Consider the following 24,875-nt stretch of genomic DNA (forward strand, 5'->3'; position numbering starts at 1 on the left):
AAAGAAAAGCCCTCCTATAAGGAGAGCTTTGTACCTTCAAAAAAACTTTATTATCAGCTAAACTTTTGGTTTACCTGATCACACACTGTAGCTGCATTTGTACCCTGTGCATTTATGACAGGCCCAGAAATAGTCGTATCAGCCATTCCCATTACATCCTTATCCTGGCCAGAAATCACACAGCAATCACAATATGCTGCATCCTCTGCTGATTTTAAGTCAACAACTTCATGCCCCATTTCCATGAGGGCCGTTTTAACATCCGATAACGTACTTTCAACACCAATTCGAGCCATTGTACAGCCTCCTATATAGAAAATCTCCTATATAGTTTCTGCATTCAGATTAATGTTATGCATCATTCACTGTTAATTTTGCAATGGTTTGCACCACTGCCTTTACACCAACAGATAAGGCTTCTTCATTTGGATTAAGTTGCGCATGATGGAGCCCATAAGGTGAGGAAACCCCAAGCCAAAACATAAACCCAGGAATCTCTTTTAGCATGTAGCCAAAGTCCTCTCCCGTCATCGCTGCAGGCGCTGTATCAAATTTAATATCGTTTTCTTTCATTACTTTGGAAAAAAGATGTACATAGGAAGCATCATTATATACTTGGTAATAGTTTGCTCCATAATCGACATCTATCTCACACTCATAAGCAAGAGAAAAACCATCCATTAGTTTTTGTAGTTTGTCCTTAATAATTGGCATGGTTTCCGGACTAAGGGTTCGAATTGTACCTTCTAGTCGGGCCGTTTCTGCAATGGCGTTCTGTACATAGCCACTTTCCATTTTGCCTATCGTAATAAGGGCACTCTCCAATGGATCAATTCCTCTGGAAATAATCTGTTGGAGTTGCACAACAAATTGACTTGCCGCAACCGTCATATCCTTGGCTAAGTGGGGATATGCAGCATGGCCGCCTTTCCCTTTAAAATCAATGAACAATTCACTCGTATTAGCGAAAAGTAATCCTTCCTTGCTCGATACGGTTCCTACTGGTAGCTCAGGTGCAATGTGTAGCGCAAAAATGATATCTGGAAACCACGCTTGGAACACATCAGATTGGAGCATGGGCAAAGCGCCACCCGGTCCTTCCTCTGCTGGTTGAAAAACAAATAACAGATTATCTACTGGCGGGTTCTCAACAAAGTAATGGATAGAACCAAGTGCAATTGTCATATGGAAGTCATGTCCACATGCATGCATTCTTCCTGCGTGAGTGGAAGAAAAGGTAAGTCCAGTATCTTCTTTGATAGGAAGCGCATCAATATCAGACCGAAATCCTATTGTTTTTTTTGGATTGGTACCTGCTATACGAACTAGCAAACCAGTCTTCCATTTTTTTACTTGGACCCGTTCTGTCTGCCATTCTGTCAACTTATCCAATAAATACTGCTGGGTTTTTGTTTCCTGAAATCCTAGTTCGGGTATCTGGTGTAATTCTCGCCGTATCGAACGTAGTGTTTCATCACTCATTGTTTCACCCGCTTAATTATCAAGTTTACGAAGTTCTTGCTTGATTTCTGTCTTAGATTTGGTGCTTTCATCAATTTCTTTAAGTACTTTTGCCGGCGTACCAGCAACAAGTGTATTTGGCGCAACATCCTTTGTAACGATAGCTCCAGCAGCGACAATCGCCCCTTTGCCAACAGTTACTCCTTCCAGAACAACTACATTTGCACCTATCACTACATCATCTTCGATAACAACAGGTTTTGCTGAAGGTGGTTCAATAACTCCTGCAAGTACTGTTCCAGCCCCTATGTGGCAATTTTTACCGACTGTCGCTCTTCCACCAAGTACAGCATTCATATCAATCATCGTGCCTGCGCCTATCGCTGACCCAATGTTAATCATAGCCCCCATCATAATGACACAGCCGTCACCAATTTCTACTTGGTCTCTAATCACTGCTCCTGGTTCGATTCTAGCGTTAATTCCCTTTAGATCTAATAACGGGATTGCAGAGTTTCTTCTGTCATTTTCTACAACATAGTCTGATACAACGGCCTTATTTTGTTCCAAGACTGCCTTAATAGCATCCCACTCACCAAATAAAACGCCGCTTTTATTTTCAACAAAGGCCTGGATACTCTCACCAAATTCTAATGCATCCAGATTATCACCTTTTATGTAGACTTTCACTGGGGTACTCTTTTTACTGTTTGAGATAAAACTAATAATTTCATTTGCATCCATCATGTTCAATATCTTTTCCTCCTAATACTATACTATCTTTACTTTAGCAGACGCCTTTTCCTCAAGCAATTATAAACTATTCTGCATTAGAGAAACTCGCATTTGGGCGTCTTTTGTGAATGTGTATGTATTTCTTATACGGGGACTTCCAAATTTCAACCATATCGTTATTGCTTCCTAGCTAACATTTAAGCTTCTGCCCCCGTAAAAAACGGTGACTCATCTCTATGCATCTTGAGAGTCACCGCCTACTATATTATTATTCATATAATGATGTATAGATATCTTTCTTGAGCTTTTTAAGTATTGCTCTTCTCGTTAAGATTCCATCAAAGTACCCTTCCTCGTCTACTACGCAAACGAAAGGGTGATCAATAACTGCATTTAATCCATCCATTATATTATCTTCCTTTTTTAAGCAAGGCAGACCTTCATTCATAATATCTTTAACTTCCATGTGAGCAAGCTTCTCCATCTCAAATCGTTCCAGACCAAGAATTTCATTCAATATTTTCGTCTTACCGACCGTACCTTTTAGTCGATAGGAAGGATCCAAAACCGGGACAGCTGAGTAGCCAGATTTTACTAAGACGAGTAAAGCATGTTCCAACGGATTGTTTACTTGAACATGCGCTACCTTCTCTGAAGAAATCATTAAATCCCCTACTGTACCAGCAGTTAATTGATTAGCTTGAATCATACTCATAGCATGCGCTCCTTTTACATCTATCTTCACAGTTAACAATAATTTTCCGTTTACACGACAAGCGTAAAAATTTCCAGTTACATGTACAGTTTATCATAACTGAACAAATAGAAAAAATATCTTACCACGTGCCTTGATTATTAAAGCGCACTTATATTACAATATGAGCATATGATCATATTGTAAGGGGGAACTGATTTGAACTATACTCCAATTGATGAAGCATTAATAGATAATGTTTCTTTAACTTTTAAAGCCCTAGCTGATCCGACGCGAATAAAAATACTTCATTTATTATTTCAACGGGAATGTTCTGTTAGTGAAATTGCAGAAACATTAGATATGAATCAGTCAGCCATTTCACATCAACTAAAATACTTAAAACAACTACGTCTAGTAAAGAGCCGGCGAGATAAAACAAAGTATTATTATTCTCCAGATGATTACCATGTTATGAACTTGCTTGAACAATCGATTGAACATGCAAAACATATACGTTAAAGGGGGAGATAAAATGGGTCATAGCCATGAACATAATCATAGTCAAGGACATCACCATCATCATACCTCGAATAAGAGGGTACTATTTTGGAGCTTTGTAACCATCTTCACGTTTATGATTGTGGAAGCAATCGGAGGGTACCTAACAAATAGTCTTGCCTTGTTATCAGATGCGGGACATATGCTAAGTGATGCTGCAGCGCTGGGGCTAAGCTTACTTGCCTTTAAAATAGGTGAAAAGCAAGCCACCTCTGATAAAACATATGGGTACAAGAGATTTGAGATTATCGCAGCATTTATAAACGGATTAACTCTCATTGTCATTTCGCTCTATATTTTTTATGAAGCCTATCATCGTTTTCTTGAACCGCCTGAGGTGAGTGCAGGTATGATGTTTATAGCTATTATCGGCTTATTTGTAAATATTTTAGTGGCTTGGATGCTAATGCGTGGGGATTCTCATGATAACTTAAATATTAAAAGTGCACTTTTACATGTTTTCGGAGACCTATTAGGTTCTGTAGGAGCTATCATTGCCGGGATATTAATTATACTTTTCAATTGGAACATCGCTGATCCAATTGCTAGTGTCATCGTATCCGCTTTAATCCTTTTCTCCGGGGTTAGAATTGTAAGGGATTCTCTTCATATATTAATGGAAGGAAAGCCGGCAAACATCGATGTAACAGCTCTTAACGATTCTATTGGAAAACTTGATGGAATCGCTGATGTGCATGATTTACATGTTTGGTCCATTACATCAGAGTTTCCAGCATTAAGTTGCCATGTAGTTGTTAAGAACAACGTTGATAGGGACCAATTGTTAATTAATATAAATAACTTGGCGAAGAATACCTTCCATATTTCTCACTGTACGATCCAAGTTGAAGGAGAAAATACTTCCATTCATTCTAACTGTGATAATTGTGATTAGTTTTGGCTTTTTATTCCAGAACCTCCACGTTACTTTCCTGTGGAGGTTCTTTTGTTTCCCTCACAGCATAGGATAGGTTTTAGAAAGGAAACTTATTCAGCCATTGGCCCCCGTCTAACGTAATTACCTCTCCATTCATATACGCTGCTTTTTCGGACAGCATAAAATGTGCAAGGTCTGCAATTTCTTCTGGCTTACCTAATCTCCTCAGCGGAACAGATTGGATGGTACGCTTAGCCGCCTCCTCTGATTCGAATAATTTATCTGCCCCTCCTGTACGCTCAATTGGGCCTGGAGCAATCGCATTCACCCTTATTCCATATTTAGTCCCCCACTCGACAGCCAATGTTCGCGTCATATTTAACACTCCTGCTTTTGCAGCTGAAGAGTGAACTACACCAGCTCCCGCATTCCAAGCATAAGTTGCTACCATGTTAATAATCGAGCCTTTTATATTATGTTCTATCCAGTACTGCCCCACTTCTTTGCTACAATAAAACGTACCATTTAATACAATATTAATAACAGAATTCCACCCATTAACCGATAACTCTTCTGCTGGGACAATAAAGTTACCAGCTGCATTATTAATGAGATGATTGATAGCCCCAAAATGTTCTACTGATTCCGCTACCACTCTTCTTACAGAATCCGGATCTCTTACATCTAATTGGATAGCATGAATCGAGCCCCCGACTTGTTCAAGCAATTCTTGTTTAACCGCTTTCAATTTATCTTTGTCTCTTCCTGTTATGACTACGTTTAACCCCTCGGCTGCAAATTTCGCAGCCATATGCTTTCCCATACCACTTGTGCTCCCGGTTATGAGAACTGTTTGACCTCGCATTGTCATACCCTTCTCCCCTTCCTACTATTCATACTATTCGGAATCCGATTCAAAGTCAAAGAACAATTAATTTGGTGAAATTTTTTTAAAAACTGTTGTCTTAACATGTTATAATTTACTTTTAACGTATGAAATAGAAAGGTATGACCATATGAATCGACGTTCCTTTTTAAAAAGATCAATTGGCAGCTTACTGGCTCTGATAGGAATAGGTGGAGGTACTTACTATTACGCCAGGGATATCGAACCAAGGATGCTACAAGTTCAGAATGTGAAAATAATGGATGCTACAATCCCTGCATCATTTAATGATTTTAAAGTTGTACAATTCTCAGATACACATATTGGATTTCACTATAGTATAGAACAACTACAAAAGCTTGTTAATAGAATAAATGAAATAAACCCAGATCTAATCGTGTTTACTGGCGATTTGGTAGATGAACCCCATCTATATACATGGAATAATGATTTAATAAATGTTCTTCAATCTCTTGAAGCTCCTCGTGGGAAATTTTGGATTTATGGCAACCATGATCATGGAGGTTACGGAACAGAAAAAGTAAGAGACGTTATGGACGCTTCAGGCTTTACCCTCTTACAGAACGAGCATTCCGTAATCGAACAAAACAATGAGCGAATCATTCTTTCGGGTATTGATGATGTTATGCTTGGTAGCCCTAATCTAAGACAAGCCCTAGAAAATGTGAACCCTGACCTTTTCACGCTATTACTTGCACATGAGCCAGATTTTGTTGATGTAGCAGTAGACTACTCTGTTAACGTACAATTGTCAGGTCATAGCCATGGTGGACAGGTTCGTTTACCATTTATCGGGCATCTTTATACACCTAAGTATGCAGAGAAATATGTAGAAGGAAAATACTTACTAAACGACGGAAACCTACAACTTTTTGTTAATCGTGGTATTGGTACTACCCGTTTGCCATATCGTTTCTTATGTAAACCAGAGCTTCACGTGTACACCTTACACAAGGAATGATATTAACCCATCCTGCAATGCTTGCATAGACTATAAGGAATATAAGAATGAAAGGGAGATCATATTGTATAATCCCCATTATATGCCTTATCGCCAGCACCAGGACCAAGAAGATACACGTTTTTTCCCTGTCCTACCATTTTTGACGGGCCTTGCTTTCGGGCCATTACTATATGGTGCCTTCCAAGGTGGAGGATATCCTCCTTATCCTCCCGCACCTTACTATCACTATCCATATGGATATGGCTACAATCCTGGACCACCGTATTATCAGCCGTATTACAATCCATACTAACGAGCACGCAGTCGATCTATCTAGTCGACTGCTGTTTTCGTTTACATTTTCGACATGGTTTTTTATCCTCCTTCATGCTAAAATTAATGAGATCTTAAAAGAATGGGGGCCATACATATGTCTACAAGGTCTAAATTACTTTTGTTATTTCTAGGATTGATATTACTATTGGCAGCTTGTGGTGAAAAAGATTATAATGGAGACTTTTCATACGAAGTAAGTGATTTCTCATACACTAACCAGAATAATGAACAATTCGACAGTGGCGAATTGGAAGGAAAATTCTGGATTGCTGATTTTATTTTTACTAACTGTGAGACTGTCTGTCCCAACATGACATCTAATATGGTTGATTTGCAAAAAATGCTTAAAGACGAGGGTTTAGAAGATGTAGAGTTCGTATCATTTAGTGTAGATCCTGAACATGACACCCCGGAGAAACTAAAAGAATACGCTGCCTCAAGAGGAGCTTCCTTTGACAATTGGAACCTGTTGACAGGGTATGAATTCCAAGAAATCAAAGAACTCTCTATTAAATCTTTTAAAACAATGTTAGAAGAAGCCCCTGATTCAGACCAAATGATTCATGGAATCAACTTTTTCGTTGTAACTCCAGAAGGAAATGCGATCAAAAAGTTTAATGGGACACAACCAGCAGAGATGGAAAATATCGTACAATATCTAAAAGAAGTTTATTAGTAGATGCGTTATAAAGTATGCAGAAAAGACCTACAATAAATAAATTTCTTCTTTGCATAACGGTCAATTTGCAAAATAAATCTACATAAAAAAACTGAGCGGATTCGGAGTATTTTCGAAAAACCGTTCAGTTTTTGCGTTATATTTACTACAACTATCTCTTTTTAAAATCCCCTTCTTTAAGAATAAAACAGAAACCTCCTTATGCTGGTTGCGGTGTGAGAGACTTTGAGGTAGGATGTAGACAAGCTATATATTAGATCGTTTAACAATTTTGCAACAGAATCAATTTCAATTTAAAGTTCAAAGTAGTAGAAAGGAGAGAGAGCATGCATAACCAACAACTAAGAGATATTGCCAAAGCATTGTACACTGTAAATAGACATGCAAAAACTGCACCTGAACCACAACACCTATACTATATAAAGAAAGAAACTATAAATCGCCTTCTAAATGAAAAGAAAGCGAACAAAGTAGGATTACATTTTTCTGAACATCCAAAGTTTAGTAATCAGCATTCTACACTCCTTGTCAAAGTAGATGATTACTACTTTCATATTCCGCCATCAAAAAAGGATTTTCAACAGTTAAAACATTTGGGAGCACTCGATGAGAACTATCGAAATCCACAATGCAAAATGTCACTTTCTCAAGCTAAAAAAGTAATCTATGAATATATTGACTGGAAACCACAAGCTCCGTCAACTACCACACCCAAAAAATCATCCTACTATACTCCCTCTTCGCTGGGAAAAATGGAATGGCCACCAAGAAGGAAATCACACCGTTAAATAGGCTGTGATGTTTTAAACTTATATAGATAAGGTATACCTTTAGTAAAAGGAGGCCTTCCGTATGACTGAACTGAAAAATTTTATGTATGAACTGCACCGATACGCTGACCAAACCCATACTTTGAAAGATGCCTATGAAAAATTACCTGAAGCAGAAAAACAGAAGGTTATGAAAACAGCACCTGCATCTGTTCGCTCGCCTGAGGAATTCTTTCATCCGGTCTTTTCATGGTTGGAAACAATGCACAGTGAATATGGTGTTGAAAATGAAGAATAATCATCATCAAAGGGTGATAGGAATACAACAAATAAACTCCCAATATTCTGGTGAGCCAACTCATTATAGCCTATAAAAAAATCAATAAAGCCGAGCGATGACAAAATAACATTCGAAATCATATATGGTTTCGAATGTTATTTAATTACTTGGAGGAATTTTTAAGTGGTATACTTTCTAAATGAAGTTAGTTGACAAGTAAAAGGAGAAGCATTTTCCTTGCTAAATGGCTTTGTAACATTGCAAATTCTTGTTCCCTTCTAAATGTGCCTTACTACTCTCTGAGTTTACGAATTTATTTCGGAAAGTTTTCGCGTCACCTCGCAAGTTTAGCACCTCACTTTATACGTTTGCTTTTCTTTCGGTTTCTGTATTAACTATGTTTTATAAATAGTACCCTAATTAGATTCCATATAACTAATCCAGCCCCAAAGTATGCCAATAGCTGGAGTATTACTTTTAGAAAGAGACGGAACAATTCTGGTGAGAGTCCCAGCATAAAATAACTGGCAGATAGCATGATACAGAGAATTAAACTAACCATTATATAACTTAGGAGATCGAACACACGGTTCGTAATAAACCATTTCACAGCCGGTCTTACCAATAGATAGCCGATAGCTAAACCAATTGTTACTAAAATATATAGATAACTCGAATCCTCTAGTTTACTTTCCTGCACATTTGTAATTATATTTAAGAACAATGCTATACTTCCTTCCATACTCTTTTTAGCATTGTCCACTAGTTTACCTAACTTTATACTTCACTTTCTTTAACTCTAGAGGTGAAAAATCCCCATCTTTATTCAGATTGTAAAGTCTTATTCTGGGCTCGTTCCTTCTTCAACATGACACTGTCAGACTGTCTTTTTTCCAAGCGGACTTCGATTTGCGATAACTCCCTTTTATCTTCCATAAGCTCTTGCTTATTTTGTTGAAAAAGTTGTTCGAAATTTAACGTTTTTGGTCGCATATGATACACTCCTTCTAGTATTATATAAAAGTATACCCTATTTTAACTGAAGTAGATCTAAATTTTTTGAACATTTTATAACATTTGAAAAAATGACCATGCAGGAGGCTATAATGGAACATATGTTGAACCAAAAACTTAAACAAATCGAAATATCTGGCATTAGGAAATTTTTTAATATGGTGGCGGATGAAGAGGATGTTATTTCTCTAACAATTGGACAACCTGACTTTCATACACCTGAACATATAAAACAGGCAGCAGTAAACGCATTGTCCTTAAACAAAACAGGTTATACACATAATGCTGGAATCCTTGAATTACGAAAGGCTATCGCTGCATATAATGAAGAGAAATATCATATCAGCTATGATCCTGATAAGGAAATTATCGTTACTACTGGTGCTTCTCAAGCCATTGATATTACTTTTAGGGGGATTTTAAATAGTGGAGATGAAGTAATTTTACCAGGACCTATCTATCCGGGGTACGAGCCACTTATCACCCTAGCCGGGGCGAAAGCAGTTTATGCGGATACCACAAATGATGCATTTAAACTTACAAAAGAGAATCTGGTTCAACATATTACAGATAGAACGAAATGTGTTGTTCTTCCCTACCCTTCCAATCCAACTGGTGCTTCTTTTACCAAAGAGGAACTAAACGAATTGGTGTCCGTATTAAAGGACAAAGATATTTTCATCTTGGCAGATGAAATTTATAGTGAATTAGTGTATGAAAGGCCACATTACTCTATCGCTTCGTTTGAATCAATTAGAGATAAAACAATTGTTATAAACGGCTTATCCAAGTCCCATTCGATGACAGGCTTTCGGATTGGTTATTTACTTGCACCATCATGGCTAGCAAAAGAATTATTAAAAGTACATCAGTACAATGTGTCTTGCGCATCATCCATAAGTCAATATGCTGCTCTTGAAGCATTAACAAATGGTAAAAATGATACGCTAATTATGCAGGAAGCCTATAATGTAAGAAGAGAATATGTATATAAAAGGTTAGTGTCTATGGGGCTGTCTGTTAATAAACCTGAGGGTGCATTTTACTTCTTCCCTAAATTTCCCATGAAAGAAATGGACTCTTTTCAGCTCGGATTGGAGCTTGTTCGTAAAGGAAAGGTTGCTTTAGTGCCAGGTAGTAGCTTTTCAGTGGTTGGAGAAGGATATATGCGCTTATCTTACGCATATGATTTAGAAACAATTAAAAAAGCATTAGATCGATTAGAAGGATTTTTGCAAGTGTAAGGAAAGGGGCATCTAGTCGGCTTTACGAGAACTTTGCTTTTTCATATTGTCATAGAGATTCAGTAGGCGATCAAGTTCTTGACTGATTGCTACTGACTCTAAATTTGTGAAACCTTTTTCCAGAGCGACTTCGGTCATTTTTTTACGCAGAAATTCAATACGTTTTAAGAGTTTGTCTAATGCACACATTATCGTAGTTTGTCTGCCCCCTTCTATGTTAATTTACTTTACTTTAGCATAAATTTACAGATTGTGACAAGTTATTTTATACCACATTGTTTATAGGGTATAATATTTTTCCTTGTCATAAACTACAGCAGTTTTGAAACTCGATAACAATTGCTTACTATGCTACTATTATAGAGAAATGTATTTTGGAAAGGATGTCTTCGGTGACCGAACGAAAAAAGAAAAATGAATGGTTCGAATGGGCCAAAGCCATCATTATAGCTGTTTTAATAGCTCTTTTTTTACGTACTTTCTTATTTGCGACATCCATAGTCGATGGGGAAAGTATGGATCCTACTTTGAAGGATGGGGAAAGAGTAATCTTTAATAAGTTTGTTTACCTCGTTGGTGACCCAGAACGTGGAGATATTGTCATCATCGAAAGGCCCCTAAAAAACTATGTGAAACGAGTTATTGGATTGCCTGGAGATACAATTGAAATAAATGGTAGTAGCCTATATATAAATGGGGAAAAATACGAGCAAACATTTCTTAGTGAAGAAGCAGAAATGCAAACCGGAAGCTATGGACCAATCGAGGTCCCTGAGGACAATTACTTTGTAATGGGAGATAATCGTGCGATCAGTAAAGATAGTAGAAATGGCCTTGGCTTTATTGAGGAAGATAATATTATTGGCAGATCAGAATTAATCATCTTCCCATTCGATGAATGGTCGCTAACTAGGTAAAGCACTGTGGGTTCAGCTACAATAACTTCCCATATTTCTCTAAAAAGACAGACAAGCAGTCTGTCTTTTTTTATCTTTCATTGTCATATAAACAAAATCCAATATTCATTAATAGGATACCAAAACAAACAATCCCAAATACTGCTTCAAGCATGCTTATGCACCCCCTGCCCCAAATCTTCTTTCGATCATATCACCTATTTGTTACCCTTTCATCATATCAATATCTTCTCCCTAAATAAAGCAAAAATGTGATAAAATAAAGTAGTATATTTTCATTTGACAAACTTCGAGAGATTTTGGGAGGCACATAATGCTACACTGCCCTTATTGCGGATCATCTATAAAAAGCGACGAACATTACTGTATTACTTGTGGGGGAAAACTTCCTCTTGATATAAATGAGCGATTTATAACTTCAAAAAAATTCAACAAATTTTGGTTGCTTCCTCTTTCTGTTTTTTTCGTGATACTTCTTTTTTCTGGATTACTCTATCTAATCCTGGAAAATAAGACGAATGAAGCGCAGGCATTATACGCCGAGGGTGAAGAACTTGTATTAAAAGGGGATTACGCAAAAGCTAATGAAACATTTGAAACTGTCCTAGAGTACAAGCCACATTTCACGCAGGCAGAGATTTCACTGAGTTTCTTAAGTAAAGCGATTCAGGCAGAATCTTCCCTAGAAAAGGCTGAAAAGCTGTTAGAAGAAGATAAATACCAAGAGGCCCTTTCTCTTATTAATGATTCAGAGAGCGATCTAAATACCTTTAATGGTCCTGGAATAAATAAATTGATTTCTGACATAGGTGCAACAAGAAATAATATAAAGCTTGAACAAATAAAGAATGTACTGAACAAAGAATCTAACATTGATGAATTAAAAATATTACTGTGGGATGCTGAGGCAATAGATAGTACGGAAGCTAATACTATTACCACAAGCATTCGAGAGCAAATAGTAGATTATACGTATACGAAAGCGAATGAACAATTAAACAGCAAGCAATTTAATGATGCTCAGATTATCGTGGAAGACGGGCTGAAATATGCCCCCGACTCAGAGAAACTTCGGAGTCTTAAGACAACAATAGACAAGGAACAAGTGGCTTTCGAAACGGCCCAAGAGCAAAGAATTGAGCAGGCTATGACAACTGCTGAAGAGGAAAGGCAGTTGAATGAAACGGATGCAATTGAACTGGTTGAAGTTGACCTATCAAAGGACGAACAAGGTAAACTTGTTGTACAAGGTGAAGTAAAAAGCGTCGCAACCATTCCTGTAAATTCCGTTTTAATCAATTATTCTCTTGCAACAAAGGAAGGAAACGAAATACTAACAAACGAAGTGTTTGTCTTTCCGGATAAATTATACCCCGGTGAAACAGGTAAGTTTGAATATACTCATTTCGACATAGATGAAAAAGGAAAAGATCTGAATATTGAGGTTCAGAAAATTACTTGGTACACAGACTGACTTCCCCCAAAAGAGGTGTTTTTATTGCATAAAAAGAAATATCTTCCTATCATCCTTTCCGTGTTGTTACTCACGATAGGAATTGTACTTTGTGTTTTAATGTACAATAGTTGGAATGATGAAGAACTCTCTGTTAACAACCCTACTATTAACAAAGTTAACGTTAATGAAGAAACACTAGATCTTAAATCCATTATTCATGAGGCTGAAAAAAACGTTATTCAAATAGAAGCGCAAAATGACGAAAGTACGCTTACAGGTTCTGGATTCTTATTTAATGAAAAAGGAGATATAATAACGAATGCCCACGTAATTCGTGATGCAGATACCATATATGTTAGAACGGCTAACGCACAAATATATCCTGCTGCTGTTGTTGGCATTGGTGAAAGTCTTGACGTTGCTGTTATCCGGGTACCACAGCTCGCCGGCAAAAATTATTTAGAAGTGGAAAAAGATCTTAATGCGGAGATTGGTGATGAAATTATTGCCCTGGGTAGTCCTCATGGTTTTCAAAATACCGTGACACTTGGAATCATTTCCGGTGCAGAGCGCAATTTCTCAGTTGATGGCTTTGATTACTCTAATGTATATCAAATCTCTGCTCAAATCACCCACGGCAATAGTGGGGGCCCTTTAATTCATAGAAATACAGGAAAAGTAGTTGGAATTAATTCTGTAGGTACAGAGGATGGTACCATCGGATTTAGCATCCCGACAAATGAAGTAATCGGTGACATAGAAAAGTGGTCAAATGAGGCCCAGAATGAGAATTTAGAGTTTACAAGCACAACAGATATTATTGACACAAACACCCCTGAACAATTTATGGAGGATGCAGAGTACCTGATTGACTATTTCCTGGAAAGTATTGATATAAGAGATTATGTTAATGCATATACACTGCTGGGGAGTAATATGCAATCCCAAACCTCTTACCAAGACTTTCGTGAAGAGTACATTCATATCGTAAAGTTAGAGTATAGCGATCTAACTAGCAATGTAACCGAGACGAATACAGTCAAAACAACCGTAGAAGTTGAAATTGAGAGCAAACTAGAAAATAAAGAGAAGACGGAAATGAAGAAACATACTTTTGAATTTATTACGGATTATGAAAATGACCAATTAAAAATTGTAGAAATTATCGATAATACAGATTAATAATTCCTCTCACTAACCTGTTACCTTCCTGTGGTAGCAGGTTTATTTTTTGAACTGGGCATTCGTCTATACAATTCTAAACGATATACATATAGTAAACTGTAAGAACAAGGGGAGGTGAAAAGAATGGGTTACGGCTATGGCGGATTCGGCGGCGCTGGTTGTGGCGGCGGTAGTGGTTATGGAAATAACTTTGCACTAATTGTAGTGCTTTTTATTCTTTTAATCATTGTAGGTGCAGCTTTTTATTGCTAATTAAACAACAAGCTTGCGCTATTTCATTAATAGCGCAAGCTTGTTTTTCTTATCCTGCTGTTAACAATTGAATTAGCTTTGCTGGTGGTAAAGGTTTACTAAAATAATATCCTTGCATTTCATCACATTTTTCTTCCCTGAGAAATTCAATCTGTTCATGTGTTTCTACTCCCTCAGCAATTACTTTCATATTTAAGGAATGTGACATATGTATAATTGATTTTACGATGGCTTTATTTTGCTTTTGTGAAGCATCCATAAACGTCTTATCAATCTTTAACTTCGTAACTGGAAACACACTTAAATATCGTAATGATGAGTAACCTGTTCCAAAATCATCAATGGAGACAAGGACTCCAAGCTCCCTTAATTGCTGTAAAGTGTTAAGAATGTAGTGCTCGTTTGTCATTGCCATACTTTCTGTGATTTCTAGTTCTAAATATTTTGGATCCAGCCCCGTTTCCTTTAAGGTATTCTTTATTTTGGTAACGAGGTTTTTTTGGTGAAACTGTTTCGCTGACAAATTAACACTTACAATAACAGGGTCATACCCTTTTCCCTGTAAAAGTTTATTTTGCCTACAGGCTTCGTACATAACCCAGTCACCAATTTCTATTATCAGCCCTGTTCGTTCGGCAAGCGAAATAAAATCTAATGGTGGAATATACCCTTTTTCTGGATGATTCCAGCGAAGCAATGCTTCCATCCCGACTATTCCCCCTGTAAGCAAATTTTTCTGGGGCTGATAATGTAATTCAAACTGTTCTTTTTGTAGAGCTTTCCGTAAGTCACTTTCCATTGTAAGCATTGATTTAAAGTTCTCAGAAATAGATGTTTCAAACATTTTATAATTATTACGGTGTTTTTCCTTAATTACATGCATCGCAGATTGAGCGTGAGTCAGCAATGCCTCTGGTGATTTTCCGTTATTCGGATAGACGCTGATTCCAATACTAATAGACGTATAAATGTCATGTTCTCCAATTTTGACAGGACTCTCAAATTCCACAATTAGATCTTCAGCAAGTTTTACGGTATGCTCCTTTGCCTTTATCCCATTTTGAAGTAAAAGAAATTCATCCCCGCCTATTCTTGCAATGAACGTATCAGGCCCTAGAAAAGATTTCAATTTATCGCTTATTGCTTTTAATAACTTATCCCCAAAAGAATAACCAAGCGTTTCATTTATCTCTTTGAAATAATCAATATCAAGAAAATACACAGCAAGCTGCTCTTCTCCTAATTTCTTAGACTTATTGATTGCTTCATCAAGTATTTTCATAAAAAAGTTTCGGTTTGGAAGATCTGTCAGCTCATCATAATATGCCATGTATTCGATTCGCTTTTCATTTTTCACCTGGTCTGTAACGTTTTTAATAAGAAAGATCCGGGCGCCCTCTTTGCCGTGATAGCTAGAATAATCTAATACTTGAATATAAACCGGAGAGCCGTTGCTCTTTTTCCCTGCCAGAATCCCGCTCTCGGTTCCCTTCCACCACTCCGCGTCTATTGTTCCTTTATTAAGCTGTAAAAGTTCGCCAAGTCGAATCGATTTAAGTTGGATACGGGAATACTGAAAAATCGTTGCAAACGATTCATTACAATCTATAATTTTGTCGCCGTCGAGGATAAGTAATCCTTCGCTTTCTTTTACTGTATCTTTAATTTGGAACGTTCCTCCACCCGGTAGCTCGAGGGGCTTAAGAACAATTCCATAGGTGTCCTCTTTTAAGGAAACACACTTGGCTTCAAGAAAGGTTGCATGATCTCGTTTAAGTGGCAAAATACAGGTACAATTTACTGCCGCTTTCATTTTTTCGAAATCAAAGTAGTCATTTAGGTTAGCTAAAACGTTGTCTTTATTACAGCCTATTAACTTATATGCCGCGTTGGTCCCTGCCAAAAGCGTGCCACTATGATCAACAAACATTATGGGCTCGTTTAAACTGGATAGCAAATTTTGATTAAATGGAAAAAAAGTGTTTTCCATAGTAATGCTCCCTCCATCTTAGCCAATGATAATTTTCTCTTTAGGATAACGATACTTACCGCTTCTTTTTCTATTTTTAAAAGTAAATAATAATGTAATGATCCCTACGCGCCCTATGAACATTAACAACATCAGAATCACTTTGCTAATTGGCTGCAAATCGCTGGTGATACCTAAAGATAGCCCAACCGTACCAAATGCGGAAGTTACTTCATATAATATTTGGGATAGAGAGAACGGTTCAATGATTGACATGATCATCATGGAAAGGAACACAATAACGATAGCCATTAGTGCTACTGCAACAGCTTTAATTAGGTCTTCATCATACACTTCTCTTTTGAAAATGCGAATACTGCTTCCACCACGGGCGTATGTAATGATAAAAATGACCACAAGAGCAAAGGTTGTTGTCCTGATCCCGCCTCCCGCACTACTAGGAGAAGCACCGATAAACATGAGCAAGGACATAAATAGATGATTGGACTCTGTTAATTGTGTGACATCCATTGTCGCCAATCCCCCACTTCGCGTTGTGACCGACTGAAACAATGCGTAAAAGAAAGACTCGTGCCAAGATTTATCAGCAAAAAAGTGATTAAAATCAAGAATATAGATGAACAAAGCACCGACAACTACGAGTATTGAGAAGGTAAATGTTGTCAGCTTTGTATACAAACTAAACCGTATCCTTTTTCTATTTTCTTCTTTTTCGAACAGATATTCTTTTACCTCGATGAGGACAGGAAAACCAATCGCTCCAAAAATAATGAGAAGAATATTAATGAATTGAACAAAATAGTCATTACGATACGGGATTAGGGATTGACCTGTTATATCAAATCCACCATTGGTAATTGCACTAATTGTCCCAAAAAAGCCTTGTAGGTACGCTTCACTAGGGTTCGGGAAATAACGCAAGAAATATGTACCCAACACCACAAATCCAATTAGTTCAATGGTAAGCAGCACGAAAACAATTTGCTTAATTAAACGGACCATTCCTTCAAAAGTAGTTTGATTTTGATCCGCCATAATAAGCCGTCGCTCTTTCAATCCAATTTTTTTACCTAATAATAGCCAGATAAATGTACCAATAGCCATTACTCCTACTGCACCGAGCTGTAGAATAAAGGCTAAAACAAGAATACCTGGTGTACTCAGCGTGTCTGCTAAGGTAATAGTACTGAGCCCTGTAACACTTAAGGCACTAACTGCAGTAAATAGTATATCAATAAATTCTACTCGTACATTCTCCTGGTATACAAAAGGTAGTGACATGAGAATAGTTGACACAATTACTGCAAAGAAATAAAACACGAGCAACACCTGTACCGGTGATAATTTATTTATCCATTTAAAAAATGGACCCCAATAATTCATACTTCCTAACTCCTAACACTTAACTAATGCTTACTACGCCTTTAAAAGCTGTAATGTCACTAACATTATAACAGGCGGTGGTAAGAATTGCTTGCAATTTCGACAAATTCAGGCATCCACCTAAGTCGGCATCATAATATCCGCTGTTTAAACACTGGTAAAAGCGCATTTCCCCGATATCCTTCATCTATCAGGGTAGAGAGTAATAATTCCACTTTACTCGTTTTTTGATCGACCAGTTTCCCGATGAATAATACGTTCATATTATCACCAATATCATTTACCCCTGTAATGGTTGTAATAAAAATAGCAGGTTCATTGCTCTCTGTTGTTATCTTAGCACGAATAATAATCTCACTCTTTTCTTCATAAAGTCTATGTAAAAAGGATGAGTACGCACGGCTAACATACGCTTCTACAGTCCATCTTAGTTGATCATCTTCTCTGTTTATAATCAACCCGTCCATAAGGTCTAAGGAATGACGTTCTATACCATCGTCGTTTAGTTCTAGTATTTGTAAACTCTTTAATTTAAAAGTCTTCATTGCCTTCCTCCATTCGTCGATGAATTAAAAGGTTTTTCTATTATCATTAAAAGTGTATCAGAAATGCATACGATTGAATATATTTATATGAATTTCTTATTATGTTTGGTCAGCTAAGAGGTCGGGTAACTATTTAATAAATAATAGCTATGAGGAGAGATTAAGATGTCAGAACTGTCATCATATAAAATACAATTAAACCAAAATATCCACACCCAAGACATTGTAAAGATTCATCATTACGCTGTTAAGAACGATGTAAATATGTACCTTTATCGAGATCACCTTATTGCTGATACAAAAAACCTACCAAAACTACTATCCTTTTTCCTTCTTTGCAGAAAAAATCAATCATTGGTTCTTATTATTGATGGACAAGATGCAAAAGAAGTGTACCATACGATTTCACAATTACTTAATAAGTCAATAAAAGTCGAACTTAGAAAAGAAAACATAATGGAAAAAGATAAGACTGTTCTCATTTAAAGTACATTTTAGATTAGATAAAGTGAAACTAACAATCAGTGGGGGTTCTTCCCCCACTGATTGTTAGTTGAACGAATCGGGGTGTTAGCGTCCGTTTTCTCCCACTCAAAACTAGTTTCACCTCATGTTTTGAAGTGGGAGTCTTACGGACGGTTGCACCGAGATAACTTGCATTCGCTTGTCTTTTCTTATACTTGGGTCTACAAATTAAAACTATGTCGTCATTGCATCCTATCCTACAATATGTACTTTCCTTACTTAAAATTAAAAGGAGCCTTGCTATAAAAGCCTGGCTCCTTTTTAATTAAACTCTAACTCTTCAACATGCTCGATCATAATTCTTTCCTCGGTATCGGTAAATAACCTGGCGTTTACATATAATGAGCTACCCTCTATGTTGTCAATCTCCGTTATTACTACTGGGTCCTGTGGGTAGTAAACATTCCCTTTACTCAGTTTTTTTGTCACCATACTCCCTGTAAAAGTGGGTTTCTTATCTTTCAAGGAAACGGAAACCAATGGTGACTGATGTTTAATTTCAACAGGTTCCTCTCCCACATACTGAATGGACTGACGAACCTCTATTCCTTCTTCTACCTGAATTACACTCATATGTAAAATGAAATCTCCTTGCTGTTTTGAAAAAGATTTGTTTTCTGCAAGGATAGTATGTCCTCCAGCAAATTGCTGATAAATAAAAACGAATAAGCAAAGAATAAATAGTACCCCTATAAATATATACCTTCTTTTCATTGTATCTCTCTCCTACTTTTTATAAAGTGAACCTTCAATCAGTGAGGGGTTTTCGTTCTTCCCCCACTGATTGTTAGTTGAACGAATCGGGGTGTTAGCGTCCGTTTTCTCCCACTGAATACTTACGGTTTCACTCCATGTTCTGAAGTGGGAGTCCTACGGACGGTTGCACCGGGGTAAAAATAAGGTCGGCCGTTTTGTTCGCTTGTATTATAAGACGGATTTGGTAGTGGAAATGTTTCAACTTTTTCAATGTTTTTATAAAAAATGGGTATAAAAGGAAATTTATTAACTGTATAAATAATTCTCTTCTTTGTCATTATAAGTAGTGACATTCTTACGAAGGAGGATAAACATGACAGTTGGTAGCCAAGTAAAACAGACCATTGCCGGATTAAAGAGTGCACAGGCAAGCTTCGAGCAGTTTGCCCTACAAACAGAAAACAAACAGGCAAAGAAATTATACGAAGACGCAGCACAGCAAACAATGTCTATTCTGCAATCAGTAGAACCAAGAGTTCAACAAATGGAGAAAGAAGAGCCCCAGTATAAGGGTTTCTAAATATAGATAAGTCAAAGGATTGGTTAGCCAGTCCTTTGATTATTCTTTGAGAAAACGGGTGAGAAAATGTCCATGAAGAGATGGCTGCTTCTTATCGGCCTACTTTGTACACTAAGCAGTTGTGGAAACGAATCAGCACTTGAACCATCCAAAAATAAAAACGAGGCACTTGATTTAACTCATATTTCGACAAAAGATCAAAATACGAGTCAGCAACAGGCAAACCAGGCAAAAGCAGCCTTAAGTAATTATAAGGAAATCACGGCAATTAAAGCTGTTAATACATCGAAGCAATTAATTATAGCCGTACAAGTGGAACAAAACCAACGTTTAAAACTTGCTAAAATACGAAAACAACTTAGTAAAGAAATGAAAGAAATGTTTCCTGATTTAAAGGTGGAACTAACTACAGATAAAAAGATTGCGATTGAGTTAGAGAAACTGGAAGAAAAACTAAAATCAGGTTCGATGTCCAAGAAAAGTATGGAGAAACGTGTAAAGAAAATTGTAGACCTCTCCAAAGAACAGACTTAACGAAATGAGTGAAGCGAAATGGCAGATAAAAAGAAAAAAAAATTACCACCTGAAGCTCAGAACTACCAGGCATTTCAACAAGATCGCGAAGTAAAGCGTCCCGTATTATTAAATTGTCTTAAGGCGTTCCTTGTTGGAGGTTTCATATGCTTTATCGGCCAATTAATTTCAACCTTTTATGTATATTATTTTAATTTCACCGAGCAAACTGCTGGTAATCCGACAACTGCTACGTTAATTTTTATAACTATGCTACTTACAGGGTTTGGCATTTACGATAGAATTGGCCAATTCGCCGGGGCAGGCTCTGCTGTACCTGTTACAGGTTTCGGTAATGCAGTGATCTCGTCCGCGATTGAATACAAAACAGAAGGATTTATTTTAGGTGTGGGTAGTAACATGCTTAAGCTTGCCGGTCCTGTCATTGTATATGGCGTATTTTCTGCTTTCGTTATCGCATTGATAAAGACCCTTTTAATAAAATGGGGGGTAATCTAATGTTACAAGGTCATCAAACTTGGGTTTTTGAGAATAAACCAACCATCATTTCTACTGGTGTTGTGGGAGGGCCATTTGAAGCCAAGGGAAGTATCCCAGAGGACTTTGATATCCTTCATGAAGATATGTGGCTAAAGCAGGATTCTTTTGAAAAAGCACAACAAATGCTTATGGAAGAATCATGTCAAGTAGCGTTGAAAAAAAGCAGTATTGAAAAAGAACAGGTACAGTTTTTTATTAGTGGAGATTTAATTAATCAAATAACACCTACAAGCTTTACTGCAAAAACCATAGGCATCCCCTACCTTGGTATATTCAGTGCCTGTGCAACATCTGCAGAAAGCCTTGCCCTTTCAGCATATCTTATTAATAGTGGTGGTGCTGATTATATACTTAGTGGTACTTCTAGTCACAATGCTACGGCTGAAAAACAATTCCGCTACCCTACTGAATACGGAGGACAAAAGCCCCCTACTTCTCAATGGACTGTGACTGGAGCTGGGTGTGCGCTTGTTGCTAAAGAAGGCTCCGGCCCTGTTGTTACCTCTGCAACAATTGGAAAAATTGTTGATATGGGAATTACAGATCCCTTTAACATGGGAGGAGCTATGGCAGCTGCCGCTGTAAATACGATAGAAACCCATTTTAAGGATAGAAATATTGATCCTTCTTACTATGATCTTATTGTTACAGGCGACCTAGGCCATATTGGAAGAGAGGTTTCGCTAGACCTGCTTAAACAAAGGGGTTTATCGATTAGAGAAGACCAGTATGTGGATTGTGGGTTAACCATCTACAGAGAAGGACAACCAGTTCTGGCTGGAGCTAGTGGACCAGCGTGTTCGGCTGTTGTAACGTATGGGCATTTTTTGAACAAGCTTAAAAGAGGAGAGATTAAACGAATGTTGCTTGTAGCTACAGGGTCCTTACATTCCCCGCTAAGCATTCAACAAAAGGACCCTATACCATGTATTGCACATGCAGTTTCCATTGAGTCAGGAAGTGATGCAACATGATTTTCTTCTGGGCATTTGTTATCGGTGGCGCCATATGTGTAATCGGTCAAATTTTATTTGATGTATTTAAAATGAACCCTGGACAAACGTTAACCATCCTCGTTATAGCTGGAGCAGTTTTGGACGGGATTGGCCTATACGAGCCACTAATTGATTTTGCTGGCGCTGGAGCAACTGTTCCAATTACAAGTTTCGGTAATTCACTGGTACATGGTGCCATGCAAGAAGCAGAAAAACATGGGCTAGTTGGTGTTGTCACAGGAATGTTCGAAGTAACCAGTGCGGGGATTTCTGCTGCTATTGTATTTGGCGTAATTGGGGCCATTATCTTTAAACCAAAGGGATAGGAGGTGTAATCATGACAGTAGGATCCCAGGTTAAAACATGTTTCTCTTCTATAAAGAGTGTTGAAGCATCCTTGCAAATGCTTGCGGAGAAAACATATGAACAAAATTCCTATCAAGCGTTCAAGGATGCAGAAGCCATTATAACCGAAGTAAAAAACGATTTGCAGAAACAGGTCATTATGCTGAGCAAGGAAGAACCACAATACAACTAAGTTAACCGAGGAAGGAAGAAAACGAGATGCCAGATTGGGTCATAGTTATCGGAAAGTCACTTCTTCTCATTACTATTTTATTTTTTCTAACCAAATGGCTCGGAAAAAAACAACTCTCACAGCTTAATATATTTGAGTATATTTCTGGAATCGTGTTGGGTGGCATTGTCGCGATCCATACAATTGAGCCAGATAGTAACATTTTAAATGGTTTAGTCGCCATGGCAGTATGGTTTCTCGTCCCCTATGCAGTAGAGTATATCTCCTTAAAAAGTAAGTCATTCCGTAATTTTACTGAGGGTAAAAGTACTGTTTTTATTCAGGATGGTAAAATAATGGAAGATAACCTCAAGAAGGAAGGTTATTCTACAGACGACCTGCTAGAAAAATTACGTGATAACAATGTATTTCTTGCTTCAGATGTAGAATTTGCTGTTTTAGAACCTTCTGGTACGTTAAGCGTCCTACCTAAAAAGGAAAATCAGCCTCTGACTGCGAAAGACCTTGGTTTGAAGCTAGCTCCACAGAAAGAACCGCAGGCTGTTATTATGGATGGTAAAGTATTATTAGAACCATTGGCAAATCTATCCTTAAACACGAACTGGCTTGAGACAGAGTTAGATAAAATGAGTGTAAGTATTGAAAACGTCTTTCTCGCACAAGCAGATAATGATGGCCAATTGACAGTGGATCTTTATGACGACAAGATTGCAGTCGCTGAGCCTACTGAGAAGCCATTATTATTGGCTACGATGAAAAAGTGTCAGGCCGATTTGGAGCTTTTTTCCTTAGCAACGAAAAATGAAGAGGCAAAAAAAATGTATGAAAAGAACAGCAAAAAACTGCAGGCCGCAATTGACCTTGTCCAATTTCACCTCAAATAGCCTTTTACCAACTCGTCTTTTTCGTGTACAATGAAGAACGGCATTCTTGCAATTACACGAAAAGGACTGAACAGAAATGAAAGAAAAATTAAAAGCATATCGTTTCCCTCTTATTCTCCTTTCTTCAATTATTATTGGCTCCATTATTGGATTGGTCTTTGGGGAAGATGCTACCGTTATTAAACCATTAGGAGACTTATTCATAAATTTACTATTTATGATCGTAATCCCTCTCGTATTCTTTACTATATCCTCCGCCATTGCGAGCATGGATAGTATGAAGCGATTAGGTAAAATCATGAGCTCCATGATGGGCGTGTTTATCGTTACAGGAATTATTGCAGCTGTCTTCATGCTTGTAGCTACCGTGATTTTTGAGCCAGGTCAAGGTGTTGATATTCCTTTAGAAACTCCTGAAAACACAGAGGATTTGACGCTCTCTGAACAACTAGTAAATACATTTACGGTATCTGACTTTGTAGATCTATTCTCGCGTCAAAACATGCTTGCACTTATTATATTCTCTGTTTTAGTAGGTATATCAACCGCATTAACTGGTGAGAAATCAAAAGGGTTTAGCAAATTCTTGACAAGTGGATCTGAAGTATTTATGAAGCTTGTTCAGCTTGTCATGTATTATGCACCAATTGGATTGGGTGCATATTTCGCTTCTTTGATTGGAGAGTTTGGTGCTGATTTAATTGGGGATTACGCAAAAGCAGTGATCGTTTATTATCCAGTGGCAGTACTGTACTTTGCGATTGGCTTTACTCTATACGCATTTATAGCTGGTGGGAAGCTTGGAGTAATCCGTTTTTGGAAAAACATCCTCTCCCCTGCAGCAACGTCTCTAGGAACAGGCAGCAGTATTGCTTCCCTTCCTGTTAACCTACAGGCAGCGAAACGAATTGGTGTACCAAAAGATGTAAGGGAAACGATCTTACCTTTAGGCGCCACCATTCATATGGATGGTTCCTGCCTCTCTGCTATGTTAAAGATTGCTTTTGTATTTGGTGTCTTTAACATGGACTTTAGTGGTTGGGATACATTTATAACGGCGATCGGCATTTGTCTGCTGTCCGGGATCGTAATGAGTGGGATTCCAGGAGGCGGATTTATGGGTGAAATGATGATCATTAGCTTGTACGGATTGCCGTTGGAAGCATTGCCAATTATTTCGGCAATTGGAGTAGTAGTTGACCCACCGGCAACGATGGTAAATGTTACTGGTGATACTGTCTCCAGTATGCTTGTTACAAGGCAGATAGAAGGTAAAGATTGGATAAAACAAGCTGAGGTATAAACAAAAAACAAGACCTATCTTATAACCAAAAAAAGAGAATCATATCGTAGC

32 protein-coding genes and 1 pseudogene are annotated in these 24,875 nt (G+C 37.6%); 21 read left to right on the top strand and 12 right to left on the bottom strand.

The genetic code is table 11. The features are described from left to right. Positions 1-53: 53 nt before the first annotated feature. The 4 genes from K3T81_RS14415 to cbpB form a co-directional block, all read right to left on the bottom strand. Positions 54-296, bottom strand: a complete 243-nt coding sequence (locus K3T81_RS14415) for a YkuS family protein (RefSeq protein ID WP_238020706.1) — start codon at positions 294-296, stop codon at positions 54-56. 55 nt (positions 297-351) lie between these two features. Then, positions 352-1,482 (bottom strand): N-acetyldiaminopimelate deacetylase, encoded by a 1,131-nt coding sequence (locus K3T81_RS14420; protein ID WP_238020707.1) that lies wholly within the window; start codon positions 1,480-1,482, stop codon positions 352-354. A gap of 12 nt (positions 1,483-1,494) precedes the next feature. Then, positions 1,495-2,214, bottom strand: a complete 720-nt coding sequence (gene dapD / locus K3T81_RS14425; RefSeq protein WP_036573391.1) for a 2,3,4,5-tetrahydropyridine-2,6-dicarboxylate N-acetyltransferase — start codon at positions 2,212-2,214, stop codon at positions 1,495-1,497. Positions 2,215-2,464: 250 nt separating this feature from the next. Beyond that, the gene (cbpB, locus tag K3T81_RS14430) at positions 2,465-2,911 is read right to left on the bottom strand and encodes a cyclic-di-AMP-binding protein CbpB (RefSeq protein ID WP_036573394.1); all 447 of its coding nucleotides are present in this window, start codon (positions 2,909-2,911) and stop codon (positions 2,465-2,467) included. A 198-nt stretch (positions 2,912-3,109) separates the two neighbouring features. Between cbpB and K3T81_RS14435 the strand changes: the two genes are divergently transcribed. Next, positions 3,110-3,412 (top strand): ArsR/SmtB family transcription factor, encoded by a 303-nt coding sequence (locus tag K3T81_RS14435; protein ID WP_106896525.1) that lies wholly within the window; start codon positions 3,110-3,112, stop codon positions 3,410-3,412. Between the two features lie 13 nt (positions 3,413-3,425). Beyond that, on the top strand, positions 3,426-4,346 hold the full coding sequence (locus K3T81_RS14440) for a cation diffusion facilitator family transporter (protein WP_106896524.1): 921 nt from the start codon (positions 3,426-3,428) through the stop codon (positions 4,344-4,346). Between the two features lie 79 nt (positions 4,347-4,425). On the opposite strand, the gene fadH is transcribed toward K3T81_RS14440, so the two are convergent. Next, entirely contained in the window at positions 4,426-5,193 is a 768-nt protein-coding gene (gene fadH, locus K3T81_RS14445; protein ID WP_238020815.1) for a 2,4-dienoyl-CoA reductase, read from the bottom strand. A 151-nt stretch (positions 5,194-5,344) separates the two neighbouring features. On the opposite strand from fadH, the gene K3T81_RS14450 reads away from it, so the two are divergent. The 5 genes from K3T81_RS14450 to K3T81_RS14470 all read left to right on the top strand — a co-directional run bounded on the left by K3T81_RS14450 (position 5,345) and on the right by K3T81_RS14470 (position 8,261). Then, a complete protein-coding gene (locus K3T81_RS14450) occupies positions 5,345-6,196 on the top strand; it encodes a metallophosphoesterase (RefSeq protein ID WP_106896523.1) in 852 nt (283 codons plus the stop codon). A 64-nt stretch (positions 6,197-6,260) separates the two neighbouring features. Then, entirely contained in the window at positions 6,261-6,491 is a 231-nt protein-coding gene (locus tag K3T81_RS14455) for a penicillin-binding protein (protein ID WP_238020708.1), read from the top strand. A gap of 117 nt (positions 6,492-6,608) precedes the next feature. Next, positions 6,609-7,190: an SCO family protein gene (locus K3T81_RS14460; protein WP_106896522.1), complete on the top strand. Its 582-nt coding sequence runs from the start codon at positions 6,609-6,611 to the stop codon at positions 7,188-7,190. 329 nt (positions 7,191-7,519) lie between these two features. Continuing rightward, positions 7,520-7,981 carry a YkyB family protein gene (locus tag K3T81_RS14465; protein ID WP_238020709.1) on the top strand — a complete coding sequence of 154 codons (462 nt, stop codon included), beginning with the start codon at positions 7,520-7,522 and terminating at the stop codon, positions 7,979-7,981. A 64-nt stretch (positions 7,982-8,045) separates the two neighbouring features. Further along, positions 8,046-8,261, top strand: a complete 216-nt coding sequence (locus K3T81_RS14470) for a hypothetical protein (protein ID WP_106896520.1) — start codon at positions 8,046-8,048, stop codon at positions 8,259-8,261. Positions 8,262-8,634: 373 nt separating this feature from the next. Here K3T81_RS14470 and K3T81_RS14475 read toward each other — a convergent pair whose 3' ends face one another. Together K3T81_RS14475 and K3T81_RS14480 are read right to left on the bottom strand one after the other, a co-directional pair. Continuing rightward, positions 8,635-8,967, bottom strand: a complete 333-nt coding sequence (locus K3T81_RS14475) for a hypothetical protein (RefSeq protein WP_238020710.1) — start codon at positions 8,965-8,967, stop codon at positions 8,635-8,637. A gap of 98 nt (positions 8,968-9,065) precedes the next feature. Next, positions 9,066-9,236: an FbpB family small basic protein gene (locus K3T81_RS14480; protein WP_106896518.1), complete on the bottom strand. Its 171-nt coding sequence runs from the start codon at positions 9,234-9,236 to the stop codon at positions 9,066-9,068. 113 nt (positions 9,237-9,349) lie between these two features. On the opposite strand from K3T81_RS14480, the gene K3T81_RS14485 reads away from it, so the two are divergent. Next, on the top strand, positions 9,350-10,501 hold the full coding sequence (locus tag K3T81_RS14485) for an aminotransferase A (protein WP_238020711.1): 1,152 nt from the start codon (positions 9,350-9,352) through the stop codon (positions 10,499-10,501). 12 nt (positions 10,502-10,513) lie between these two features. Here K3T81_RS14485 and K3T81_RS14490 read toward each other — a convergent pair whose 3' ends face one another. After that, positions 10,514-10,690 carry an aspartyl-phosphate phosphatase Spo0E family protein gene (locus K3T81_RS14490; protein WP_106896516.1) on the bottom strand — a complete coding sequence of 59 codons (177 nt, stop codon included), beginning with the start codon at positions 10,688-10,690 and terminating at the stop codon, positions 10,514-10,516. 203 nt (positions 10,691-10,893) lie between these two features. Here K3T81_RS14490 and lepB point away from each other — a divergent pair, with 203 nt between their 5' ends. The 4 genes and pseudogenes from lepB to K3T81_RS14510 form a co-directional block, all read left to right on the top strand. After that, positions 10,894-11,418 carry a signal peptidase I gene (gene lepB / locus K3T81_RS14495; RefSeq protein ID WP_036573417.1) on the top strand — a complete coding sequence of 175 codons (525 nt, stop codon included), beginning with the start codon at positions 10,894-10,896 and terminating at the stop codon, positions 11,416-11,418. 313 nt (positions 11,419-11,731) lie between these two features. Next, on the top strand, positions 11,732-12,892 hold the full coding sequence (locus K3T81_RS14500; protein WP_238020713.1) for a zinc ribbon domain-containing protein: 1,161 nt from the start codon (positions 11,732-11,734) through the stop codon (positions 12,890-12,892). Between the two features lie 15 nt (positions 12,893-12,907). Continuing rightward, entirely contained in the window at positions 12,908-14,056 is a 1,149-nt protein-coding gene (locus K3T81_RS14505; protein WP_238020714.1) for a S1C family serine protease, read from the top strand. A 177-nt stretch (positions 14,057-14,233) separates the two neighbouring features. Then, positions 14,234-14,311, top strand: a pseudogene (locus K3T81_RS14510) (YjcZ family sporulation protein); the annotation flags it as partial. A 49-nt stretch (positions 14,312-14,360) separates the two neighbouring features. Here the strand turns inward: K3T81_RS14510 and K3T81_RS14515 are convergent. The 3 genes from K3T81_RS14515 to K3T81_RS14525 form a co-directional block, all read right to left on the bottom strand. Then, positions 14,361-16,301 carry a putative bifunctional diguanylate cyclase/phosphodiesterase gene (locus K3T81_RS14515; protein WP_238020717.1) on the bottom strand — a complete coding sequence of 647 codons (1,941 nt, stop codon included), beginning with the start codon at positions 16,299-16,301 and terminating at the stop codon, positions 14,361-14,363. Between the two features lie 18 nt (positions 16,302-16,319). After that, complete coding sequence (locus tag K3T81_RS14520) at positions 16,320-17,684, bottom strand: TrkH family potassium uptake protein (protein WP_238020718.1); 1,365 nt, start codon at positions 17,682-17,684, stop codon at positions 16,320-16,322. Between the two features lie 131 nt (positions 17,685-17,815). Continuing rightward, positions 17,816-18,229 (bottom strand): YwpF-like family protein, encoded by a 414-nt coding sequence (locus tag K3T81_RS14525; protein ID WP_238020719.1) that lies wholly within the window; start codon positions 18,227-18,229, stop codon positions 17,816-17,818. A 165-nt stretch (positions 18,230-18,394) separates the two neighbouring features. On the opposite strand from K3T81_RS14525, the gene K3T81_RS14530 reads away from it, so the two are divergent. Beyond that, on the top strand, positions 18,395-18,715 hold the full coding sequence (locus K3T81_RS14530) for a hypothetical protein (RefSeq protein ID WP_238020720.1): 321 nt from the start codon (positions 18,395-18,397) through the stop codon (positions 18,713-18,715). Between the two features lie 300 nt (positions 18,716-19,015). Here the strand turns inward: K3T81_RS14530 and K3T81_RS14535 are convergent, their stop codons facing one another. Then, positions 19,016-19,468 (bottom strand): hypothetical protein, encoded by a 453-nt coding sequence (locus K3T81_RS14535; protein WP_106896510.1) that lies wholly within the window; start codon positions 19,466-19,468, stop codon positions 19,016-19,018. Positions 19,469-19,823: 355 nt separating this feature from the next. Between K3T81_RS14535 and K3T81_RS14540 the strand changes: the two genes are divergently transcribed. The 8 genes from K3T81_RS14540 (at position 19,824) to K3T81_RS14575 (ending at position 24,824) form a co-directional block, all read left to right on the top strand. Then, positions 19,824-20,030: a DUF1657 domain-containing protein gene (locus tag K3T81_RS14540; RefSeq protein WP_106896509.1), complete on the top strand. Its 207-nt coding sequence runs from the start codon at positions 19,824-19,826 to the stop codon at positions 20,028-20,030. 72 nt (positions 20,031-20,102) lie between these two features. Then, a complete protein-coding gene (locus K3T81_RS14545) occupies positions 20,103-20,564 on the top strand; it encodes a YhcN/YlaJ family sporulation lipoprotein (RefSeq protein ID WP_238020721.1) in 462 nt (153 codons plus the stop codon). Between the two features lie 18 nt (positions 20,565-20,582). Next, positions 20,583-21,062, top strand: coding sequence for a stage V sporulation protein AC (spoVAC, locus tag K3T81_RS14550; RefSeq protein WP_106896507.1), 480 nt, complete (start codon positions 20,583-20,585; stop codon positions 21,060-21,062). Next, the gene (gene spoVAD / locus K3T81_RS14555; RefSeq protein WP_106896506.1) at positions 21,062-22,078 is read left to right on the top strand and encodes a stage V sporulation protein AD; all 1,017 of its coding nucleotides are present in this window, start codon (positions 21,062-21,064) and stop codon (positions 22,076-22,078) included. The genes spoVAC and spoVAD overlap by 1 nt, the downstream gene beginning before the upstream one ends. After that, on the top strand, positions 22,075-22,425 hold the full coding sequence (gene spoVAE / locus K3T81_RS14560; protein WP_036573440.1) for a stage V sporulation protein AE: 351 nt from the start codon (positions 22,075-22,077) through the stop codon (positions 22,423-22,425). Before spoVAD ends, spoVAE begins: the two co-directional genes overlap by 4 nt. Before the next feature lie 11 nt (positions 22,426-22,436). Then, positions 22,437-22,637, top strand: coding sequence for a DUF1657 domain-containing protein (locus tag K3T81_RS14565; RefSeq protein WP_106896505.1), 201 nt, complete (start codon positions 22,437-22,439; stop codon positions 22,635-22,637). A 26-nt stretch (positions 22,638-22,663) separates the two neighbouring features. Next, positions 22,664-23,521, top strand: a complete 858-nt coding sequence (locus tag K3T81_RS14570) for a DUF421 domain-containing protein (protein WP_106896504.1) — start codon at positions 22,664-22,666, stop codon at positions 23,519-23,521. Between the two features lie 76 nt (positions 23,522-23,597). Further along, complete coding sequence (locus tag K3T81_RS14575; RefSeq protein ID WP_106896503.1) at positions 23,598-24,824, top strand: dicarboxylate/amino acid:cation symporter; 1,227 nt, start codon at positions 23,598-23,600, stop codon at positions 24,822-24,824. The last annotated feature ends 51 nt before the right edge of the window (positions 24,825-24,875 follow it).

The sequence above is a fragment of the Oceanobacillus jordanicus genome (assembly GCF_022095695.1).
In the GTDB taxonomy this organism is placed as follows: Bacteria; Bacillota; Bacilli; order Bacillales; family Amphibacillaceae; genus Oceanobacillus_B; species Oceanobacillus_B jordanicus.

Excerpts from the sequence above, each read along its gene's own strand:
- K3T81_RS14415 (WP_238020706.1), bottom strand. The coding sequence starts at position 296 with ATGGCTCGAATTGGTGTTGAAAGTACGTTATCGGATGTTAAAACGGCC.
- cbpB (WP_036573394.1), bottom strand. The coding sequence starts at position 2,911 with ATGAGTATGATTCAAGCTAATCAATTAACTGCTGGTACAGTAGGGGAT.
- K3T81_RS14490 (WP_106896516.1), bottom strand. The coding sequence starts at position 10,690 with ATGTGTGCATTAGACAAACTCTTAAAACGTATTGAATTTCTGCGTAAA.
- fadH (WP_238020815.1), bottom strand. The coding sequence starts at position 5,193 with ATGCGAGGTCAAACAGTTCTCATAACCGGGAGCACAAGTGGTATGGGA.
- K3T81_RS14515 (WP_238020717.1), bottom strand. The coding sequence starts at position 16,301 with ATGGAAAACACTTTTTTTCCATTTAATCAAAATTTGCTATCCAGTTTA.
- K3T81_RS14485 (WP_238020711.1), top strand. The coding sequence starts at position 9,350 with ATGGAACATATGTTGAACCAAAAACTTAAACAAATCGAAATATCTGGC.
- K3T81_RS14465 (WP_238020709.1), top strand. The coding sequence starts at position 7,520 with ATGCATAACCAACAACTAAGAGATATTGCCAAAGCATTGTACACTGTA.
- K3T81_RS14570 (WP_106896504.1), top strand. The coding sequence starts at position 22,664 with ATGCCAGATTGGGTCATAGTTATCGGAAAGTCACTTCTTCTCATTACT.
- K3T81_RS14525 (WP_238020719.1), bottom strand. The coding sequence starts at position 18,229 with ATGAAGACTTTTAAATTAAAGAGTTTACAAATACTAGAACTAAACGAC.
- K3T81_RS14545 (WP_238020721.1), top strand. The coding sequence starts at position 20,103 with ATGAAGAGATGGCTGCTTCTTATCGGCCTACTTTGTACACTAAGCAGT.
- K3T81_RS14540 (WP_106896509.1), top strand. The coding sequence starts at position 19,824 with ATGACAGTTGGTAGCCAAGTAAAACAGACCATTGCCGGATTAAAGAGT.
- K3T81_RS14575 (WP_106896503.1), top strand. The coding sequence starts at position 23,598 with ATGAAAGAAAAATTAAAAGCATATCGTTTCCCTCTTATTCTCCTTTCT.
- K3T81_RS14535 (WP_106896510.1), bottom strand. The coding sequence starts at position 19,468 with ATGAAAAGAAGGTATATATTTATAGGGGTACTATTTATTCTTTGCTTA.
- K3T81_RS14480 (WP_106896518.1), bottom strand. The coding sequence starts at position 9,236 with ATGCGACCAAAAACGTTAAATTTCGAACAACTTTTTCAACAAAATAAG.
- K3T81_RS14450 (WP_106896523.1), top strand. The coding sequence starts at position 5,345 with ATGAATCGACGTTCCTTTTTAAAAAGATCAATTGGCAGCTTACTGGCT.
- spoVAC (WP_106896507.1), top strand. The coding sequence starts at position 20,583 with ATGGCAGATAAAAAGAAAAAAAAATTACCACCTGAAGCTCAGAACTAC.
- spoVAE (WP_036573440.1), top strand. The coding sequence starts at position 22,075 with ATGATTTTCTTCTGGGCATTTGTTATCGGTGGCGCCATATGTGTAATC.
- K3T81_RS14530 (WP_238020720.1), top strand. The coding sequence starts at position 18,395 with ATGTCAGAACTGTCATCATATAAAATACAATTAAACCAAAATATCCAC.
- K3T81_RS14500 (WP_238020713.1), top strand. The coding sequence starts at position 11,732 with ATGCTACACTGCCCTTATTGCGGATCATCTATAAAAAGCGACGAACAT.
- K3T81_RS14420 (WP_238020707.1), bottom strand. The coding sequence starts at position 1,482 with ATGAGTGATGAAACACTACGTTCGATACGGCGAGAATTACACCAGATA.
- K3T81_RS14460 (WP_106896522.1), top strand. The coding sequence starts at position 6,609 with ATGTCTACAAGGTCTAAATTACTTTTGTTATTTCTAGGATTGATATTA.
- K3T81_RS14520 (WP_238020718.1), bottom strand. The coding sequence starts at position 17,684 with ATGAATTATTGGGGTCCATTTTTTAAATGGATAAATAAATTATCACCG.
- K3T81_RS14470 (WP_106896520.1), top strand. The coding sequence starts at position 8,046 with ATGACTGAACTGAAAAATTTTATGTATGAACTGCACCGATACGCTGAC.
- K3T81_RS14440 (WP_106896524.1), top strand. The coding sequence starts at position 3,426 with ATGGGTCATAGCCATGAACATAATCATAGTCAAGGACATCACCATCAT.
- K3T81_RS14565 (WP_106896505.1), top strand. The coding sequence starts at position 22,437 with ATGACAGTAGGATCCCAGGTTAAAACATGTTTCTCTTCTATAAAGAGT.
- spoVAD (WP_106896506.1), top strand. The coding sequence starts at position 21,062 with ATGTTACAAGGTCATCAAACTTGGGTTTTTGAGAATAAACCAACCATC.